We start from the raw sequence: 19,112 nt of genomic DNA, 5'->3' as shown, positions 1-19,112 counted from the left end.
ACTGTCAACGACCTTTTTCATTTTATTTTCCAAAGGCTCGGTTTACACCTACGCGGCCGTTCAGAATAGCACCAATCCGAGCAAAAACCGTACGGTTTTTTGCAAGTCTTTCCTCTACAACTCGATCTTCACCGCTGCAGCTGCCCTAAGCGCCCTGGATCTGGCTTCATCAATAGTCTCGGCTCTGGCTAATGCAACACCCATGCGACGGCGACCTTTCAACTCCGGCTTGCCAAACAAACGCAATTGCGTGTCAGGCTGAGTGAGCGCTTCCTCTATGTGGGTAAAGGTAACCGCGTCCGATTCGCCTTCGGGAAGAATGACCGCTGACGCACTGGCACCGGTCTGGCGAATACCCGGAACCGGCAACCCGAGAATGGCTCGGGCATGGAGCGCGAATTCTGAAAGATCCTGAGAGATGAGGGTAACCAGCCCGGTGTCGTGAGGACGCGGGGAGACCTCGGAGAACCAGACATCATCCCCTTTTATAAACAGCTCAACCCCATAGATACCATAACCACCCAGATCATTGACGACAGCCTCTGCAATCTGACGCGAGCGCTCCAAGGCTTTAGGCGACATCGGCTGGGGCTGCCAGGATTCCCGGTAATCACCGTCTTCCTGACGGTGCCCAATGGGATCGCAGAAAGAAATCCCATCCCGGTGACGGACGGTCAGCAACGTAATCTCGTAATCGAAATCAACAAAGCCCTCAACGATAACCCGCCCTTTTCCAGCTCGGCCTCCGGTTTGAGCATAATCCCAGGCAGCCTCAATATCGGCTTCATCTTTTACTGTGCTCTGCCCTTTCCCTGACGAGCTCATGACCGGCTTCACTACCAGAGGCAGACCAACCTCTTTAACGGCCGCCAGGTACTCCTCTTTTTCTCCGGCAAAACGATAGGGTGACGTGGGCAACTTCAGCTCTTCGGCTGCCAGCCGGCGAATACCCTCGCGATTCATGGTCAGGTTTACCGCGCGCGCCGTGGGAATCACCTGATAGCCTTCACTTTCGAGCTTAACCAGCTCCGGCGTCGCAATGGCCTCAATTTCGGGAACAATCAGGTTTGGCTTTTCCTTTTCGATCACTGAACGCAAAGCTTCAGCATCCAACATATCGATGACATGAGCCCGATGGGCTACCTGCATCGCCGGTGCATCGGCATAACGATCAACGGCGATCACCTCTACCCCGTATCGCTGAAGCTCGATAACAACCTCTTTTCCCAGCTCGCCGGAGCCACAAAACAGAACCCGGAAAGCGTTGCTCTTCAGGGGAGTACCAAGTCGTATGGTTTTGGTGTCAGTCATGTCAGAGGGCTACCTTTTCTTCCCGCTTTGCAACCAGGCGCAGAACTTCCCTGCGCTCGTCATTCGTCATTTGAGTCCATCGCAGTATTTCGTCGCCCGTCCGGTGGCAACCAATGCACACATCATTTTCATCCAGCGCGCACACACTGACGCAGGGCGAACGGACTTTATCGGAAACGCTCATCGGGCGGGCTCACAGACTTTCAATTGCCGAACATAACGCGCCGCGTTCTGAACGTAGTGGGCAGCGCTCTGCTCCAGCATTTTCTTCTGGTGATCGCTCAGTTCACGCTTTATACGTCCGGGCGATCCAATCACCATGGAGCCGTCCGGAATTTCCATTCCTTCGGGGATCAGGGTATTGGCGCCGATCAGGCAGTGCTTGCCAATCTTCGCGCCATTCAAAACCACAGCGTTGATCCCTATCAACGAGTAATCACCAATATCACAACCGTGCAGCATCACTTTGTGCCCCACGGTCACCCCCCGCCCCAAGGTCAATTGAATTCCCGAGTCGGTATGAAGCACAGAACCATCCTGAACGTTCGTTTCCGGCCCGATCGTGATCAGATCGTTGTCACCCCGGACAACGACGTTGTACCAGAGGCTGCTCTTTTCCATCAGTGTAACGCTACCGATCACGGTCGCGTTGTGGGCAACGAACTGGTCGCCACCAACCAGCTCCGGCTTTCGATCATCAAGCTCATAAAACATGTCAGCCTCCTCCAGGGGGTTCCAGCAAATCAATACCGGCATCGTACACAGCGTTCAGGAAATCGACCAGAACCACGGCAGACAACCCCCAGATCTGATACCGCTCCCACCGATAACACGGCACATAGAAGGTGTGGTTCAAAAAGTTCAAAGCATCCGTTCGCTCCCGCCTGTCCTCGAGAAAAAACGATAGCGGGACACGAAACACGCTTTCGATCTCGTCAGGATTATGTTCCAGCGGGTGGTCCGCAGGAATGACCCCCACGTATGGCGTCACCAGAATGCCGTATCGGGACATAACCTGACTGAGTGGCGCAATAACGTTGACCTGCTCCGGAGGAAGACCGATTTCCTCATGGGTCTCGCGCAGTGCCGTGGCGGCAAGGGATGGGTCTCCCGGATCTCGCTTACCGCCAGGATAGGCCACCTGGCCACGATGGGTACTGAGATTCGCCGACCTCAGCGTAAAAATCATTTCCGGGTTACGATCATCGTTGGTAATCGGAACCAGAATGCCCGCCTCCGGGTAATCCAGGGCAAGCTGCCTGGGTGCATAGCCGGCCAGGCGCTCGGCAAGGAAATCGTGCAAAACGGGACTCCGCGGCAGATCAAAACATTAGGTGAGACAGCAGCAGCATCGATGGTTACACTGACTACCAAAACTCAAAACAGTATACGGGGAAAAACATGAAGTACTGCAGCACATGCGGCCAACCGGTTGAACAACGCATCCCCGAGGGCGACAACCGCTACCGTTATGTTTGCATCAGCTGCGAGACCATACATTACCAGAACCCGCGTATCGTTGCCGGCACCGTTCCAGTCTGGGAAGGGAAGATTCTCTTGTGCCGTCGGGCGATTGAGCCCCGATACGGGTACTGGACCCTGCCCGCAGGTTTTATGGAGAATGCGGAAACCACCATCGAGGCAGCTGCGAGAGAGACGCTGGAAGAAGCCCTTGCAGAGGTCAACATTGATGGCCTCTACTCGATCATTGATGTACCCCACATCAATCAAGTTCACATGTTCTACCGCGCCACCCTGAAAGACGGGCAATTCGGTGCTGGAGAAGAGTCTCTCGAATCCCGCCTCTTCGAGCTCGATGACATTCCCTGGGACGAGATCTCATTTCCAACAGTCCGAAAAACACTAGAACTTTTTATTGAGGATACCCGCGCAGACTCCTATGGGGTTCACATCAAGGACATCAGACACCCCATGGGGGGAGCAAAGCGAAAGGAACCGTCATAACTCCGCCAGCTGGTAGACTTCGTAAGCAGGCTCTTCATAGGGGTGGGCCTGCTTTAAAGCGTTTACGGCATTGATAATCAAACGGTCCTCGCACACCAGCTCTACTTTGTATTCATTCACATGCTCGATCTCGCCCTTCTTCCCCAGAAATGGGTTGCTCCCTTCCAGCGGCCGGAACTGTCCCTGACCGGCACATTGCCAGGCACAACTATCGTATTCACCGATTCGCCCCGCACCGGCCTTGAACAATGCTTGCTTGGTTTCCTCAAGATGGCTTTCAGGTACGAAGTAGCACAACTTATACATTGAGCACCCTCCAGGTTGGGCATTTTTTGATCAGATTAATAACTTAGAAACTTACCCACAGATTCTGTGGATAACTCTGGGGAAAGTTTTTGGGAACCTGCCTCCACCCCCCGTAATTACTGGCTCTTTGTCAAATTGGTGACAAAATCGCCCAATAATTTTTATCGTTATTTTTCAGCTATTTACGGATCTCCCCAAAAAAATGAACCGAATTCTCAAGGTTTGAGCTCTGAAAACACGGGAAGGCACCACGATTGTGCATAAAACTAGCGAGTCAAGAGAGATTTTCCAGTTTTTTTAGCTTTTTGCCCTTGCAAAGTGCCTCAAAAGCGGGCAACCAGGCAAAGAAAAGCCGGCTTGAAAATGTTCCGGAAAACATTTAACAAGCCGGCCGGTATTCCCTTAGCGTCGATTACCCAAACCAGCGCCGGGCATTACGGAACATCCGGATCCAGGGGCCATCCTCTTGCCAGGAATCCGGGTGCCAGGAATGCTGTACCGCTCTGAATACCCGCTCCGGGTGAGGCATCATGATCGTGACACGACCATCTCGCGTGGTGACACCGGTTATACCGGCTTCCGAGCCGTTGGGGTTGTATGGATATCGAACCGTTGCCTGTCCGCGATTATCAACGTAGCGCAGAGCAACCAGTTCATTCTCTGCCAGCGATGCTGCAGAGGCATCACCCGAGAATTCGACGCGACCTTCCCCGTGCGCCACGGCAATAGGCATACGTGAACCGGCCATCCCTTCCAGGAAAGCCGATGGCGATTGCGTCACCTCCGCCATAACCAGGCGAGCTTCGAATTGCTCCGACTGGTTACGAACAAAACGCGGCCAACCTTCGCTGCCCGGAATAAGCTCGTGCAGATTGGAAAGCATCTGACAACCATTACAGACACCCAGTGCGAGGGTGTCCTGGCGATTGAAGAAAGCGGCAAACTGATCACGTACCCGATCACTGAACAGGATGGACTTGGCCCAGCCTTCGCCCGCCCCCAGTACATCGCCATAGGAGAAACCGCCACAGGCGACCAGGCTATTGAAGCCTTCCAGCGACACGCGACCTGAAAGAAGGTCGCTCATGTGAACATCAACGGATTCAAACCCGGCACGGTCGAATGCTGCCGCCATTTCAACCTGTCCATTGACGCCCTGCTCCCGCAATACCGCCACTTTAGGGCGCGCACCTTTGTTGATAAAGGGCGCGGCAACGTCTTCATTAATGTCGAACGAAAGAGTCGCACTAAGGCCCGGGTCTTCGTTATCGAGAAGGTTGTCAAACTCTTCCTGGGCACAGTCTGCATTATCACGCAGCGACTGAATCCGATAACTTGTCTCGGCCCAGAGGCGTTGCAGGGATGAGCGGGACTCGTCAACGACCGACTGGCCCTCGAAGCTCAGACGAACCTGGTCACTGTCATTCAGCGTCCCGATCACGCTGGTGTGATCCCCCAGACCTGCCGCGGAGAACTGCTGCAGAACGAAACTGGTGTCATCACGTCGAACCTGAATGACCGCTCCCAGCTCTTCGTTAAAGAGTTCACGGGCAAACTGAGACGAGTCCTCGGCCAGGCCGTCCAGCTTCACGTCAACGCCAGTGCGACCGGCAAAACACATTTCCGCCAGGGTGACAAAGAGCCCACCGTCGGAGCGATCGTGGTAAGCAAGTAACTTACCGTCCGAATTCAGCCCCTGGATCACCGCAAAGAATGCTTTGATATCCTCGGGATCATCCAGATCAGGAGCCGCCGCTCCTACCTGCCTGTAGACCTGCGCCAGCGCCGACCCACCGAGTCGGTTCTGACCCGCGGCCAGGTCGACCAGGATCAGGTCGGTTTCACCGGCGCCGGTAACCAGTTGTGGCGTCAGTGTGCGCGCCACATCCGATACTGGCGCAAATCCGCTGATAATCAGAGAAAGCGGAGCCGTGACACTCTTCTGTTCACCGTTGTCCTCTTCCCAGGTGGTTTTCATGGACATGGAGTCCTTGCCAACCGGAATCGTGATACCCAACTCCGGGCAAAGCTCCATGCCCACCGCACGAACGGTCTCGTAGAGGTTTTCGTCTTCGCCCGGATGACCGGCAGCGGCCATCCAGTTGGCTGACAGGCGAATATCTGAGAGCTTGCCGATAGAAGCAGCCGCAAGGTTGGTAATCACCTCACCAACCGCCATCCGCCCAGAGGCAGGCGCATCGATGACCGCCACCGGAGTTCGCTCGCCCATGGCCATCGCCTCGCCCGTGCGCACATCGAAGGAACTGGCGGTAACAGCCACATCAGCCACCGGCACCTGCCAGGGGCCGACCATCTGATCACGGGCAACCAGCCCGGTAATCGTACGGTCACCGATGGTGATCAGGAAACTCTTGGAACCAACAGACGGCAGGCGCAGAACCCGACGAATCGCATCATTCAAATCGATCTTCGTGGAGTCGAAAATGGGCTTGGTGAATGACGCCCGGTTGACGCTGCGATGCATGCGTGGCGGCTTGCCGAATAGAACGTCCATCGGCAGGTCTACAGGCTTGTCGTCGAAGTAGGAATCACCCAACTCCAGGTGATGGGTCTCTGTTGCCTCACCGATTACGGAATACGGGCAACGCTCACGGCGACAAAGCGCATCGAATTGCTCCAGATTTTCAGGAGCCACCGCCATAACATAGCGCTCCTGGGACTCATTACACCAGATCTCAAGCGGTGACATACCCGGCTCGTCGCTTGGGATATCACGAAGCTCGAATTTTCCTCCGCGACCACCATCCTTGACCAGCTCAGGCATGGCATTGGATAAGCCACCGGCACCCACGTCGTGGATAAAGCAGATCGGGTTTTTCTCACCCATTTGCCAGCATCGGTCAATCACTTCCTGGCAACGACGCTCCATCTCAGGGTTGTCCCGCTGGACGGATGCGAAATCCAGATTCTCATTACTGGAGCCGGAATCCATGGAAGACGCCGCACCACCACCGAGACCAATCAGCATGGATGGGCCGCCCAGCACAATCAGCTTGGCGCCAACGGGAATGTTTCCCTTCTCGACGTGTTCTTCACGGATGTTACCAAGGCCACCGGCAATCATGATCGGTTTGTGGTAACCACGAACTTCTTCCCCCGCTGCGCCAGGCACCTTCTCTTCAAAAGTACGGAAATAGCCAGCGAGGTTCGGGCGACCAAATTCGTTGTTGAAAGAAGCGCCGCCAATGGGCCCCTCAATCATGATATCGAGCGGAGAAGCGATACGGTCCGGCTTGCCATAACCGATTTCCCAGGGCTGGATATCACCCGGCAGATTCAGGTTTGAGACGGTAAAACCGGCCAAACCGGCTTTCGGTTTTGAACCACGACCGGTCGCACCCTCATCGCGGATTTCGCCGCCGGAACCAGTAGCAGAGCCTGCAGCCGGTGCAATCGCGGTTGGATGATTGTGGGTCTCAACTTTCATGAGGATATGAATATCTTCCTCGTTGTACCCGTAGACGCCGGTTTCCGGGTCCGGGAAGAAACGTCCACCCCGGCTGCCGCGAATCACAGAGGCATTATCTTTATACGCTGAAAGAACACCCTCACTGTTCATTTCAAAGGTGTTCCGGATCATGGCAAACAGGGACTTCTCCTGCCCCTCACCATCGATATCCCAGGACGCATTGAAAATCTTGTGACGGCAATGCTCCGAGTTTGCCTGGGCAAACATCATCAGTTCTACGTCTGTTGGATCACGCTGGAGATCGGTGAACGACGTCACCAGGTAGTCAATCTCATCCTCTGCCAGGGCCAGGCCAAGCCGACTGTTGGCCTCAACCAGCGCCGCACGACCACCCTCAAGCACCGACACTCTTCCAAGAGGACGCGGCTCTTCATGGCTGAATAGCAGCTCTGCACCGCCCATCTCGTGAAACACTTTCTGTGTCATGCGGTCGTGCAGCAAAACAGCGATTTTCTCACGCTGCTCCAGACTGAGCTTTTTCTCTGCACGGATGTAGAAGGCTGTGCCCCGTTCGATCCGATGAATCTGGCGCAGGCCACAATTCCTGGCGATATCGGTTGCCTTGCTGGACCAGGGAGACAAAGTGCCAGGGCGAGGAACAACGAGGAACAGAATACCTTCCGGCTCTTCTACTGGAACACTTGGTCCATAAACCAGCAGCCGATCAAGAACCGCCTGCTCTGAATCGGAAAGACTGTCATCGAGATCCACGAAGTGCATGAACTCGGCATAGACATGCTCGACTTCAGGAACAATTTCCTGAATCCGGGAATGCAATTTGCGGGAACGGAAAGACGAGAGCGCGGGAGCGCCGCGAAGTTCAAGCATGATATCAACCTGTATCGCGCGAAACGGGGAAATCCGGGTGCAATCTGAAAGGCCGCAATGATACTCGAAAGACGGCTCAGGATACAGCGCCAGAACCGTATCGGACTTCCCGTATAATTGACATTATTTTGCACATTAATTAATCAGTCTAATTGACCCTCTCCGGCACAGCAGGGATCATAAGGGGGTGGAAACGGATGCCACACCCAGCAAGACACCGGATGCGTCTTTTTCTGATTCCCCGACGTATCCCCTAGATCCAGCTGTATGGAGTTCAGGGACTTGTCCAGATTATTCAGCACCATTGCCAGCGCTCCCATGGTAGCTAGCCTGGTTATCAGTGCAGTTTTGGCGCTAACGGCCTGCTCTCGCCCTACGACCCTCCAGGAGATACGTAACGAGGGCGTGTTGCACGTGATTACTCGCGAATCCCCGTCTATTTACTACGAGGGACGCAATGGGGTAACCGGCTACGACTACGAGCTGGCCAAGCGTTTCGCCAATGAACTGGGCGTTGAGTTGCGTGTACGGGTCGCCGATGACAACACGGAAATTCTCTCGGTGTTATCGCGGGATTTCGCCCACATCGGGATGGCAGGGCTCTCAGATCAGCCTGGCCTGGACAACCAATATCGGGTGCTTCCGACCGGAATCGCAGCGCAATCGGTTGTCGTTTACAACCGCGATTTCGATCGGCCGGAGTCCCTTGGCGAACTCGAGGGTCAAACTCTTCATCTGGTTCCAGACAGCAACCATGAGCACCACCTGAGCGATGTCAGTGGTTATCGCTGGCGCGTACACCCCGGCATCGACGCGGCCGGAATCCTCGCCCGGGTAGAAAGCGGTGAGTTCCCCTACGCCATCGTGTCCTCCAATGAACTGGAGCTGAATCAGGTGTTTTACCCCAAGGTTAAAGAAGCGTTTGCGCTCGGCAACCCGGAGGAGTTGGCCTGGCTTTTCCCGAAAGGACAGGACAAGACCCTGATCACTGCAGCCAACCAATTCCTTCAAAAGCTTCAGGCTGATGGCACCCTTGCCCAGCTGGCCGAGCGCTTTTATGGCCATCTGGAGCAGTTGAATTACGTTGGGGCCCGCACCTTCATGCATCATGTAAACAATCGCCTGCCAAAATATGAGGATCTGTTTCAGGATTATGCCGATCAGTCAGGTATGGACTGGCGTTTACTGGCGGCGATCGGTTATCAGGAATCCCACTGGCGCCCCAACGCGGTCTCTCCCACGGGCGTTCGCGGCCTGATGATGCTGACGCGCAACACCGCCAGCTATATCGGCATAAACAATCGAATGGATGCCGAAGAGAGCATCCAGGGTGGTGCCAGGTATTTCCAGATGGTCCACGACAAGATCCCGGATCGCATACCCGAGCCAGATCGCACCTGGTTCGCGCTCGCGTCCTACAACGTCGGCTTTGGCCACCTGGAAGATGCCCGTCGCCTCACTGAGGGCGCAGGCAAAAATCCGGATCGCTGGATGGATGTGAAAGAATTTCTGCCGCTACTGGCACAAAAAGAGTGGTATCAGAAAACCCGGTTCGGCTACGCCAGGGGCCATGAACCTGTGTTGTATGTCCAGAACATTCGCCGCTATTACGATGTACTGGCCAGGATTACGGATCGCCCTACTCCGGACACAGAAACCATTGCGGAAGTGGTTAATATGGAGGAAAGCACCCTCCCCGATGGCTCTTCCAACGACAGTGAATCGTCTGGCGACATCCAGGCCAGCCTGCCGGCAGATCTGGGCCTGATTCCACCGACACTCTAGCGCCAGCACTCACTCCCAGTCCTCTGATGCGCGAGCTTCCAAAGCAGACTCCACCTGACTGGCCGAAAAGCCTCGCCTATTCAGGAATCGCGATTGTCGGACCTTTTCATCCCAGTCGTTACTCAGGTCCACCAGGCCGAATCTCTTCTCCCGCAACCGGACTGCATTAGTGCACCAGTCTTCTTCAGTCATGTCATCCAGGCATGCTGGAGACTGTTTCACGCCACGCTGCTGCAATTCACTCAATATTCTCAGGGGGCCGTAGCCAAGATCCATCCGTTGGCGGCTGTACACGTCCGCAAAGCGCTGATCATCCAGCCATCCCTCGTGTTCAAAATCATCCAGCACGGCATCGATCACGGACGATGGCAGCTTTCGTTGCCTCAGCTTCAGCGAAAGCTCCAACCGACTATGCTCGCGACGGGCCAACAGTCGCAACGCGGTCGAGCGCGCCCTGTAATCCTGATCCTCAAGATTTTCCTGTTTTGCCATACAGACCCTTTCCGCAAACACTCACAAAACGCTAGACTAGCGGCCGAATTTTTCTTCCCGCGCATCTCTCGACGCGCTGGAACTGTGTACCCGATCTCACAAATGGGGTCGATGGCCGGCGCCGGGCCACTTTGCCCGACACCGTGGACTGGTTTCAATCCCCAAAAGGATACCCTTATGGCCGCATTCATCCAGAAACTGTTTAGATCCCGCAAAACCTCCGACGCTTCACCAAAACCCCGCAAGGAGGCACCACCGGTTGATACTCAACAGGAAGACGAACGCGCCAACCGACGGGAAGCACAACTGAAACTGCTTGATGATGCACCTGGACAGGATACCCTGAGCGAACTGGCGCTCGTCGGTATCACCGCTGATATACGCCAACAGGCTGTGAGCCGCCTCACCGATGCAGCCTGCCTGCAAAAAGTTCAAAAACAGGCCAAAGGGCGGGACAAAAGCGTTTACCAGACCGCCAAGCAGGCACTTCAGGTTATTCGCGACGAGCAGACCCGTCAGGAAAACATTTCGCAATCGATAGCCACGCTGCTTAAAAACATTGCGGACCTGGCGAATACGGACGACACCAAGCTTTATGAGGCGAGACTGGAAACTCTGGTACGCCAATGGCGCGATCTGGAGAGTGAAGCGTCACCCGACCAGGCTCAGCAATTCCTCGAATCGGTCCATCGCTGCAATGAACGATTGAAAGCTGTGCAAACCGCCCAGGAAGAAGAACAACGTCATCAGGCCCAGCAGCAGGAACGCAAAGAAACCCTGGCGCTGCTTACATCCACCCTGGAAGATCTTAAACATCAATCTCCGGAAGACCTGCCTTCCCTCGCTTCTCTGGATGCACTTCAGAAAACACAGGAAAATCGGTGGATGGAAGCGACCCGCGACACCACGGTCGAAAAGCAGGAACAGAAAACTTATGAATCTGCGATGCACAGCCTGAGGAACTATGTCTCTGCGGTGCGCCGGATTCATCAGGAGAAGGAAGCCCTGACGGCCCTGGCGGCAGCCGCTGAATCTGACGAGGATGCCGGCGGCGAGCAACAAGGACACGCAAAGGCTCTACTGGGCGAAGTCAACTGGCCAGAAGGTTTTCCGGTGCCGTCTTTACTGGAACCGGCCCGTAAACTGGCAGGCAAACGCAAGCAGCAGCCAGTGATCGACAAAGCCGACGCTGAAAAACAGAAAGCGCTGGCCGCTCAACTCGAAGCCACGATTGAGCAACTGGACGCCGCACTGGAGGCGAAGCAACTCAAGGAATCCAAGCAGTTGCTCAAAACCGCTCAGCAGCAGCACCGTTCCCTGGATCAACGCCACGGCAGAGCATTTCAGGCCCGCATGCAATTGTTGAATGGCCAGCTACGCGAGCTGAGCGACTGGCAAGGGTTCGCCACCGAGCCCAAACAAATCGCCCTGTGTGAGCAGATGGAATATCTGGCCGAACAGCCAATGGAGCCAGAGGCCAAAGCAGAGCGAATCAAGGAACTGCAGAATGAGTGGCGAGAACTGGGCGGTTCTTCGGATCGCACACTGTGGACGCGTTTCAAGAAGGCCTCCGACAAAGCCTACGAGCCCTGCAAGGCCTATTTTTCGGCTAAATCAGGGCTAAAACAGGCCAACCTCGATAAGCGCAACGCCATTTGCGATGAGCTGGAAAGCTTCCTGAGCAACGCTGACTGGTCGACGATTGAATGGAAGGCGGCAGAGAAGATCCACCAGACCGCGCGCCAGGAATGGAAAGCGGCCTGGCCTGTGGAGTTTCGGGACAACCGGTCAGTGCAGAAGCGGTTCGACGATCTGTTGAAAAAGCTGGAATCCCCCCTCAACGAAGAGCGCCTGAAGAACGAGGCTCTCAAGCAGGACATCGTGGATCAGGCTAACGCGCTGATCGAGCATGAACCCCTTCACGACGCCATGAACCAGGCCAAGCGCCTGCAGGCTGACTGGAAAGCGATCGGCATCACCCGCCACCGGGAAGACCGGAAGATGTGGCAGGCGTTCCGCAAAGCCTGCGACCAGATTTTCGCTCGCCGTGATGCACAACGCTCAGAACAGGCCCAGGCCACTCAGGTGGCCAACCAGGAAGCAGAGTCAGCCCTCTCCACAGTCCGCTCAATCACTCACGGCAGTGGCGAAGAGGCCGTCATCGCTGGCCTTGAGCGTTTGAAAGCAGTCGCAGGATCGGCACTCTCCGGGGAGGCGAAAGCGCAGGTTCAGACTGAGAGAAAGCGTTTGCAGGACTTGCTGGAGCATAGCCGGCTTTCTGCCCACATAGATGCCTGGCAGTCACTGGTGCTCGCTCGTGTCGATGGCCCTCTGCCCCCGACTGATACTCCGGACCACTGGGCATCTCTGGCATCCACAGCCTCAAAGCTGACGGCCAGGGAACTGGTGATCCGCGCGGAAATTCTCAGCGGTATCCCCTCCCCGGAATCCGATCAGCAACATCGTATGGAGATACAGGTCCAGCGTCTTGCTGAAGGCATGGGGTCGGCTGATAAATCCGCCGATCACATTGGCGAGCTGGAGAAATTGGTCGCCGGCTGGTGTCTGAACGAAAGAGACGGCCAGCCTGATCAAACCATGGCTCACCGGCTTAATTCAGCCTTGTCAGCCGTCGTGAGCAACTGATCCGGGCCACCCTCATTCCCGCTGATGTTCCCTGACAAAATCCCTGGCCGCTTTCACCGCCGCCAGGGATTTTTCTTTCATGTCCTTGAGCTCCTCGTCGGCGAGATAGAACATCATGTCGATCGAATGGCGGTAGTACCGGCTTGGCAGGCGGTTTAGCGCCACACACATGACGTCGGTCAGAAAATCCGCGGTATCTCCCTCAACCCGGGTGGCCTGGATCGCATCCAGTACAAGCCGCTCATAGAAGTTATCGATCGCATCTCTGAAGGACATAACCTTGTGCCTCCAATGGTTGTGGCGCTTCCCTTTAACCATAGATGCCTCCACGCCGCTTGTCATATACCGGAAAACGTTTCCTCCGCCTCACTCCGGGCATGAGCATTTTCGCCAATCCGATTGGCAGGCCTCGTCATTACACTGAATAACTGCAAGCGGCTATGGTTAACGAACAGTATTAATGCTCGAAACAACAACCATCAGAGGATAAGCAATGACCACCGAGGCGTATATTTTTGACGCGGTTCGCACCCCCAGGGGGCGCGGCAAGAAAGACGGTTCGCTGCACAGCGTCAAACCCATCTCCCTGCTGACTACCGTCCTCAATGCCCTGCAAGAGCGCAACAGCCTCGACACGGCACAGGTTGACGACATTGTCATGGGCTGCGTCACCGCGGTTGGCGACCAGGGTGCAGACATTGCCAAGACCGCCGCCCTGGCAGCAGATTGGGATGAAAAAGTCGCCGGGGTCACGCTTAACCGGTTCTGTGCTTCCGGTCTTGAGGCCGTCAACCTGGCGGCCATGAAAGTTCGCTCGGGCTGGGAGGACATGGTGGTTGCCGGTGGCGTGGAAGCCATGTCCCGGGTTCCCATGGGCTCTGATGGCGGAGCCTGGGCGACAGACCCGGCAACCAATCTCCACACCGGATTTATGCCGCAAGGTATCGGTGCCGATCTGATTGCCACCATTGAAGGCTTTAGCCGGGAAGACGTTGACGCTTTCGCTGTGCGCTCCCAGCAAAAAGCCGCTGCCGCGTGGGAAGACCAGCGCTTCGCCAGATCCATCGTACCGGTTACCGATCAGAATGGCGTTGTTATCCTTGATCGTGACGAACACGTTCGAGGCAATACAACCGTCGAATCCCTATCAAGCCTGAAGCCTTCTTTTCAGATGATGGGCGAAATGGGCTTTGACGGCGTAGCCCGGGAAAAATATCACTACGTTGAAAATATCAACCACGTCCACCATGCCGGTAATTCTTCAGGCATCGTAGACGGCGCAACTGCAATGCTCATTGGCAGCGAAGCAAAGGGAAAGGCGCTGGGCCTGAAACCCCGCGCTCGAATTGTTGCCACGGCAGTAACCAGTACCGACCCCACCATCATGCTGACAGGTCCGGCCCCCGCTGCCCGGAAAGCACTGGAAAAAGCAGGCATGACTGCGGATCAGATCGACCTTTTCGAAGTTAATGAAGCCTTTGCCTCTGTGGTCATGCGCTTCCAGCGAGAACTTTCAGTACCTGACGAAAAAGTGAATGTTAATGGCGGAGCCATCGCCATGGGCCACCCGCTTGGGGCTACTGGCGCCATGATCCTCGGCACGCTCCTGGATGAGCTGGAGCGCCAGAATCTCCGATTTGGCCTGGCCACCCTGTGCGTCGGTGGCGGCATGGGTATTGCCACCATCATAGAGCGCGTCTGAGCCCTTCACTTTTTCTTCAAGGAGAACCGATTATGAGTGCTATCCGTTACGACCTGGGTTCAGACCAGATCCTCACCCTCACCATCGATATGCCCGGCCAGTCAGCCAACACCATGAATGGCGAATTCCGGGAAGCCCTGACGAACACCGTCGCCAAGGTCAAATCCGACCTTGAAAACATCAAGGGCATCATTGTGACATCCGGGAAAAAGACCTTTTTCGCTGGTGGCGACCTCAACGAGTTGCACAAGGTCACACGCGAAGATGCCGAAGCCTTCGAAACCATGGTCAACGGCCTGAAAGCCGATATGCGTTTCCTGGAAACCACAGGGAAGCCTGTTGTTGCAGCCATCAACGGATCGGCCCTCGGAGGCGGGCTGGAGATCGCCCTGGCCTGCCATCATCGGGTCGCACTGAACGATGACAAGATTCAGCTTGGCCTTCCTGAGGTCACACTCGGCCTGCTGCCCGGTGGTGGCGGAACACAGCGCCTGCCCCGGATGATTGGCCTGGAGGCCGCCTTCCCTTATCTGATGGAAGGGAAAAAAGTGAACCCGAAGGCCGCTGCGAAAGCAGGAATCGTCAACGAACTGGGCGACTCAGTTGAAGACCTGATTACCAAAGCCCGGGCGTTCATTGAAGCCAACCCCAAATGCCAGCAGCCCTGGGATCAGAAAGGCTTCAGATTCCCTGGCGGTGCCCCTCACCATCCGGCAATGGCGCAAAAACTCGCCATCGCACCCGCGATGCTGAAACAGAAAACCAAAGGTTGCTACCCTGCGCCGGAGCGCATTCTTTCGGCCGCGGTGGAAGGCGCCCAGGTGGATTTCGACAACGGGAGCCTGATTGAAACCCGGTATTTTGCGGAACTCGTGACCGGGCAGGTCGCCAAGAACATGACCAACACATTCTGGTTCCAGCTCAATGCCATCAAAGCCGGCGGTAGCCGTCCAGAAAGCGTCGAAAAAGCTTCCTTCGCCAAGGTTGGCGTTCTCGGTGCAGGCATGATGGGAGCTGGCATAGCCTACTCCACCGCTGTTCGCGGCATCGAGGTGGTGCTCAAGGATGTTTCCATCGAAAACGCCGAAAAAGGCAAAAGCTATTCTGAAAAGCTGCTGGCCAAGAAGGTCAGTCGTGGCCGGATGACGGAAGAGAAGATGCAGGAAATTCTCGGCCGTATCCGCCCGACGGCCTCCGCCGACGATCTCGCCGGGTGCGACCTGGTCATCGAAGCGGTATTCGAGGATAGCGGCCTGAAAGCCAAGGTGACGGCAGAGGCGGAGCCGAAACTTGTTGAAAATGGTATTTTCGCCTCAAACACATCCACCATCCCCATCACTCAGCTGGCTGAGGCGTCGACAAAACCGGAAAACTTCATCGGCCTTCACTTCTTCTCGCCTGTAGACAAAATGCAGCTCGTGGAGATCATTGTGGGGGCAAAAACCTCGGACGAAACCTTGGCCAGGGCCTTTGACTATGTTCAGCAGATCGGAAAGATCCCGATCGTGGTCAACGACAGCCGCGGTTTCTTCACGTCCCGGGTATTCGGCACCTTCGTCAACGAAGGCATCTGCATGCTGGGCGAGGGCGTTCACCCTTCCAGCATCGAAAATGCCGGCCTGTTGGCAGGGATGCCAGTCGGGCCGCTGGCAATTTCCGATGAAGTAAGCATGACCCTTATGCAGCACATTCGCGACCAGAGTCGCCGGGATACAGAGGCTGCCGGTGGTTCCTGGGTTCCCCACCCTGCCGAGGCCGTTATCGATCAGATGGTGAACGAACAGGGCCGCAAGGGAAAAGCAGCCGGAGCCGGATTCTATGAGTACCCGGATAAGGGCAAAAAATATCTGTGGCCCGGCCTGGAGAGTCTCTACGTTGATTCAGCCAATGCGGATAAGGTCGCGCTACAGGATCTGAAAGACCGTATCCTGTTCATTCAGGCGATTGAGACTGTCCGTTGCCTGGAAGAAGACGTGCTGCGCACGGTTGAAGATGCCAATATCGGCAGTATCTTTGGTATTGGCTACGCCCCTTGGACCGGTGGCGCCATTCAGTTCATCAACCAGTATGGTGTCAGGGCTTTTGCCGCGAGAGCGCAAGAGTTGGCAGATCGGCATGGTGAGCGTTTCGCGCCCCCCCAATTGCTGCTGGACAAGGCTGAAACAAACACACCCTTCAACTGATTGACGCATCGCGCGCGTGCCAACCCTTCCTCGCCGGCACGCGCGCAACCTGCTCCTGCGAACAAACCTGCACGTCGTTACTGATCTGACCTATTCATGGACAGATTGTCACGAACCGATACTCCCTGACTATGGCAACGACACTGGCGCTTGCCTACAATAAATTTATTCGACAATGGGTAATAGCGACGTCCATTTCCGACCTCGCCAATTTCTCTACCCCAAACCGTCAGGTATGTACTATGACCATCGCGGAAAGAAAAATGACTCGTCGCATCGGCCTGTGTAGGGCAATGACCGCTGCATTACTGTTTTCAGCCCCCTTCGGTTTGCAGGCAAAAATCGATGGCTCCGAGGTGTATGAACCGGTCGCCCCGACCATCGATCAGGCACGGGCCAATATCCTGATTGCCCGCCAGCTCCAATTCACTCATTTTCGTGATCTGGGCATCAGCAATGAGCTTTCCGGCGATGTTTTTGACGCCTACCTTGACTACCTGGATGGCCAGCGCATTTACCTGACCCAGGATGATCTGAAAAAATTCAGTCAGATTCGGACCCAGCTTGGTTCAGCCCTAAAAACCGGGCAGCTCCAGCCGGGCTTTGATATCTACAACGTCGTTCAACAGCGAATTATTGAGCGGCTGCAGTTCGCGCTTGGTGTTATCGACGAGGGCATCGACAAACTGGACTTCAGCAGCGACCAGAGCATCCTGCTTGATCGTTCCGAAGCGGACTGGGAAGCCGACACAAAAGCCCTCGACGCTCTGTGGATCAAACGTCTCAAGAATGCCGTTCTCGCACAGCGACTGAATGGTTCTGACGACGAAACCATCACTGATAACCTGACCCGACGGTACGAAGGTCAACTGAAACGCGCCTACCAGGCCCGCAGCGAAGATGCTTTCCAGGCCTACATGAATGCGTTTACGGGTATGTGGGATCCGCACACGTCCTACTTTTCACCACGGACCTCAGAAAACTTCAATATCAACATGAGCCTTTCACTGGAAGGCATCGGAGCGGTGCTGCAATCGGATAATGAATACACCAAGGTTGTCCGCCTTGTACCCGGCGGCCCTGCCTCGCAGCAAGGACAACTTGGGCCGGCCGACCGTATCGTGTCTGTTGCACAGGAAGGGGAAAAGCCAGTCAATGTCATCGGCTGGCGTCTGGACGAAGTGGTGGACCTCATTCGTGGCCCAAGAAACTCCGTCGTCACGCTGGAGGTGATTCCTTCGAGTGCGACCGATGAGACTCTCACGGAAACCATCGCCATTACCCGGGATGAAGTGAAGCTTGAGGAGCAGAGCGCGAGTAAGGACGTCATTCACCTGAAGGGTGACGGCGGCACCGATTATACCGTGGGCGTCATTACCATCCCCACTTTCTACGCTGATTTCCAGGCCATGCAGGCCGGCGATCCGGACTACAAGAGCACGACACGGGATGTACGCCAGTTGATCAGCGAGCTTGAGGCGGACGGTGTGGATGGTTTGGTCATTGACCTGCGCAACAACGGCGGCGGCGCACTCCACGAAGCCAATGATCTGGTCGGCCTGTTTATTGACGAAGGACCTACCGTCCAGATCCGCAATTCCAACAACACCGTCCAGGTATTGAACGACGAGGATCCTTCGGTCGCCTATGATGGTCCTCTGGTCGTGCTGACCAACCGGATGAGCGCTTCAGCGTCGGAGATTTTCGCAGGGGCGATTCAGGATTACGGTCGAGGCCTTGTAGTCGGCTCCCAGACCTTCGGCAAGGGAACGGTACAAGCGGTTCGACCACTGAATCATGGGCAGCTCAAGATTACTCAATCGAAATTCTATCGGGTATCAGGCGGCTCTACCCAGCACAAGGGGGTGATCCCGGATATCGAGATCCCGACCCGCATCGACAAGACCCGTATCGGGGAGGATGCCCTGGACCATGCTCTGCCCTGGGATCAGATTGAAGCGGTGCCCCATACCCGATACTTCGATTTCAGCGGCATTATCGATGAGTTGCGAAAGCGGCACGAGGAGCGCTTCTCCAGCAGTCCCGAGTTCAGTCTGCTGCAGAAGGAAATCGATTTCCTCAAGGAGCAGCGGGCGCAGGATTCCGTCAGCCTGAATATGGACACCCGGAAGAGCCAGCACGAGCAGATCGAGCAGACACGACTGACGATCGCCAATGCTCGGCGGGAACTCCGAGGCGAGGAACCTTTTGCCTCGCTGGATGAACTTGATGACTGGCAGGACCAGCAAGCAGCGGATCTGGACAAGACCGACGAAGAACTTGATTTCGTGATTCGCGAAGGTGGTCAGATCATGGCGGATATGCTCAAACTCGACAGCCAGATGGCTTCGATCGACGAGCCCACCCAGTTCGCAGCTCAAGCGCAGGCCCAGTAACCGGGATC

Annotated in this window: 14 protein-coding genes; 6 read left to right on the top strand and 8 right to left on the bottom strand. The window is 55.7% G+C overall.

The features are described from left to right. Positions 1–114 precede the first annotated feature (114 nt). The 4 genes from purT to D777_RS09585 are packed head-to-tail and all read right to left on the bottom strand — an operon-like array spanning position 115 to position 2,614. Positions 115–1,311: a formate-dependent phosphoribosylglycinamide formyltransferase gene (purT, locus tag D777_RS09595; RefSeq protein WP_036131118.1), complete on the bottom strand. Its 1,197-nt coding sequence runs from the start codon at positions 1,309–1,311 to the stop codon at positions 115–117. 1 nt (position 1,312) lies between these two features. Further along, positions 1,313–1,495, bottom strand: coding sequence for a DUF1289 domain-containing protein (locus D777_RS17850; RefSeq protein WP_081849516.1), 183 nt, complete (start codon positions 1,493–1,495; stop codon positions 1,313–1,315). Continuing rightward, positions 1,492–2,025, bottom strand: coding sequence for a gamma carbonic anhydrase family protein (locus tag D777_RS09590; protein ID WP_036131114.1), 534 nt, complete (start codon positions 2,023–2,025; stop codon positions 1,492–1,494). Before D777_RS09590 ends, D777_RS17850 begins: the two co-directional genes overlap by 4 nt. Before the next feature lies 1 nt (position 2,026). Beyond that, the gene (locus D777_RS09585) at positions 2,027–2,614 is read right to left on the bottom strand and encodes an NUDIX hydrolase (protein ID WP_036131111.1); all 588 of its coding nucleotides are present in this window, start codon (positions 2,612–2,614) and stop codon (positions 2,027–2,029) included. A gap of 98 nt (positions 2,615–2,712) precedes the next feature. On the opposite strand from D777_RS09585, the gene D777_RS09580 reads away from it, so the two are divergent. Continuing rightward, positions 2,713–3,276, top strand: coding sequence for an NUDIX hydrolase (locus tag D777_RS09580; RefSeq protein WP_036131108.1), 564 nt, complete (start codon positions 2,713–2,715; stop codon positions 3,274–3,276). Here the strand turns inward: D777_RS09580 and D777_RS09575 are convergent. Together D777_RS09575 and purL are read right to left on the bottom strand one after the other, a co-directional pair. Further along, positions 3,271–3,582, bottom strand: coding sequence for a Nif3-like dinuclear metal center hexameric protein (locus tag D777_RS09575; protein ID WP_036131105.1), 312 nt, complete (start codon positions 3,580–3,582; stop codon positions 3,271–3,273). The genes D777_RS09580 and D777_RS09575 overlap by 6 nt on opposite strands. Before the next feature lie 412 nt (positions 3,583–3,994). After that, positions 3,995–7,900, bottom strand: a complete 3,906-nt coding sequence (gene purL / locus D777_RS09570) for a phosphoribosylformylglycinamidine synthase (RefSeq protein ID WP_036131102.1) — start codon at positions 7,898–7,900, stop codon at positions 3,995–3,997. A gap of 318 nt (positions 7,901–8,218) precedes the next feature. Between purL and mltF the strand changes: the two genes are divergently transcribed. Beyond that, positions 8,219–9,685, top strand: a complete 1,467-nt coding sequence (gene mltF, locus D777_RS09565; RefSeq protein WP_051669050.1) for a membrane-bound lytic murein transglycosylase MltF — start codon at positions 8,219–8,221, stop codon at positions 9,683–9,685. Between the two features lie 9 nt (positions 9,686–9,694). On the opposite strand, the gene D777_RS09560 is transcribed toward mltF, so the two are convergent. After that, positions 9,695–10,177: a regulatory protein RecX gene (locus tag D777_RS09560; RefSeq protein WP_036131099.1), complete on the bottom strand. Its 483-nt coding sequence runs from the start codon at positions 10,175–10,177 to the stop codon at positions 9,695–9,697. 177 nt (positions 10,178–10,354) lie between these two features. Here D777_RS09560 and D777_RS09555 point away from each other — a divergent pair, with 177 nt between their 5' ends. Next, a complete protein-coding gene (locus D777_RS09555) occupies positions 10,355–12,823 on the top strand; it encodes a DUF349 domain-containing protein (RefSeq protein WP_036131096.1) in 2,469 nt (822 codons plus the stop codon). 12 nt (positions 12,824–12,835) lie between these two features. Here D777_RS09555 and D777_RS09550 read toward each other — a convergent pair whose 3' ends face one another. After that, positions 12,836–13,099: a late competence development ComFB family protein gene (locus tag D777_RS09550; protein ID WP_036131093.1), complete on the bottom strand. Its 264-nt coding sequence runs from the start codon at positions 13,097–13,099 to the stop codon at positions 12,836–12,838. Positions 13,100–13,316: 217 nt separating this feature from the next. On the opposite strand from D777_RS09550, the gene D777_RS09545 reads away from it, so the two are divergent. The 3 genes from D777_RS09545 to D777_RS09535 all read left to right on the top strand — a co-directional run bounded on the left by D777_RS09545 (position 13,317) and on the right by D777_RS09535 (position 19,104). Then, entirely contained in the window at positions 13,317–14,525 is a 1,209-nt protein-coding gene (locus D777_RS09545; protein ID WP_036131090.1) for an acetyl-CoA C-acetyltransferase, read from the top strand. 32 nt (positions 14,526–14,557) lie between these two features. Further along, positions 14,558–16,708: a 3-hydroxyacyl-CoA dehydrogenase NAD-binding domain-containing protein gene (locus D777_RS09540; RefSeq protein ID WP_036131087.1), complete on the top strand. Its 2,151-nt coding sequence runs from the start codon at positions 14,558–14,560 to the stop codon at positions 16,706–16,708. Positions 16,709–16,950: 242 nt separating this feature from the next. Next, a complete protein-coding gene (locus D777_RS09535) occupies positions 16,951–19,104 on the top strand; it encodes a carboxy terminal-processing peptidase (protein WP_036131084.1) in 2,154 nt (717 codons plus the stop codon). Positions 19,105–19,112: the final 8 nt, after the last annotated feature.

The sequence above is a fragment of the Marinobacter nitratireducens genome (genome assembly GCF_000708045.1).
Lineage (GTDB): Bacteria > Pseudomonadota > Gammaproteobacteria > Pseudomonadales > Oleiphilaceae > Marinobacter > Marinobacter nitratireducens.
Note: the sequence above shows the minus strand (reverse complement) of the source record. Positions and strands in the feature narration are given on the sequence as shown.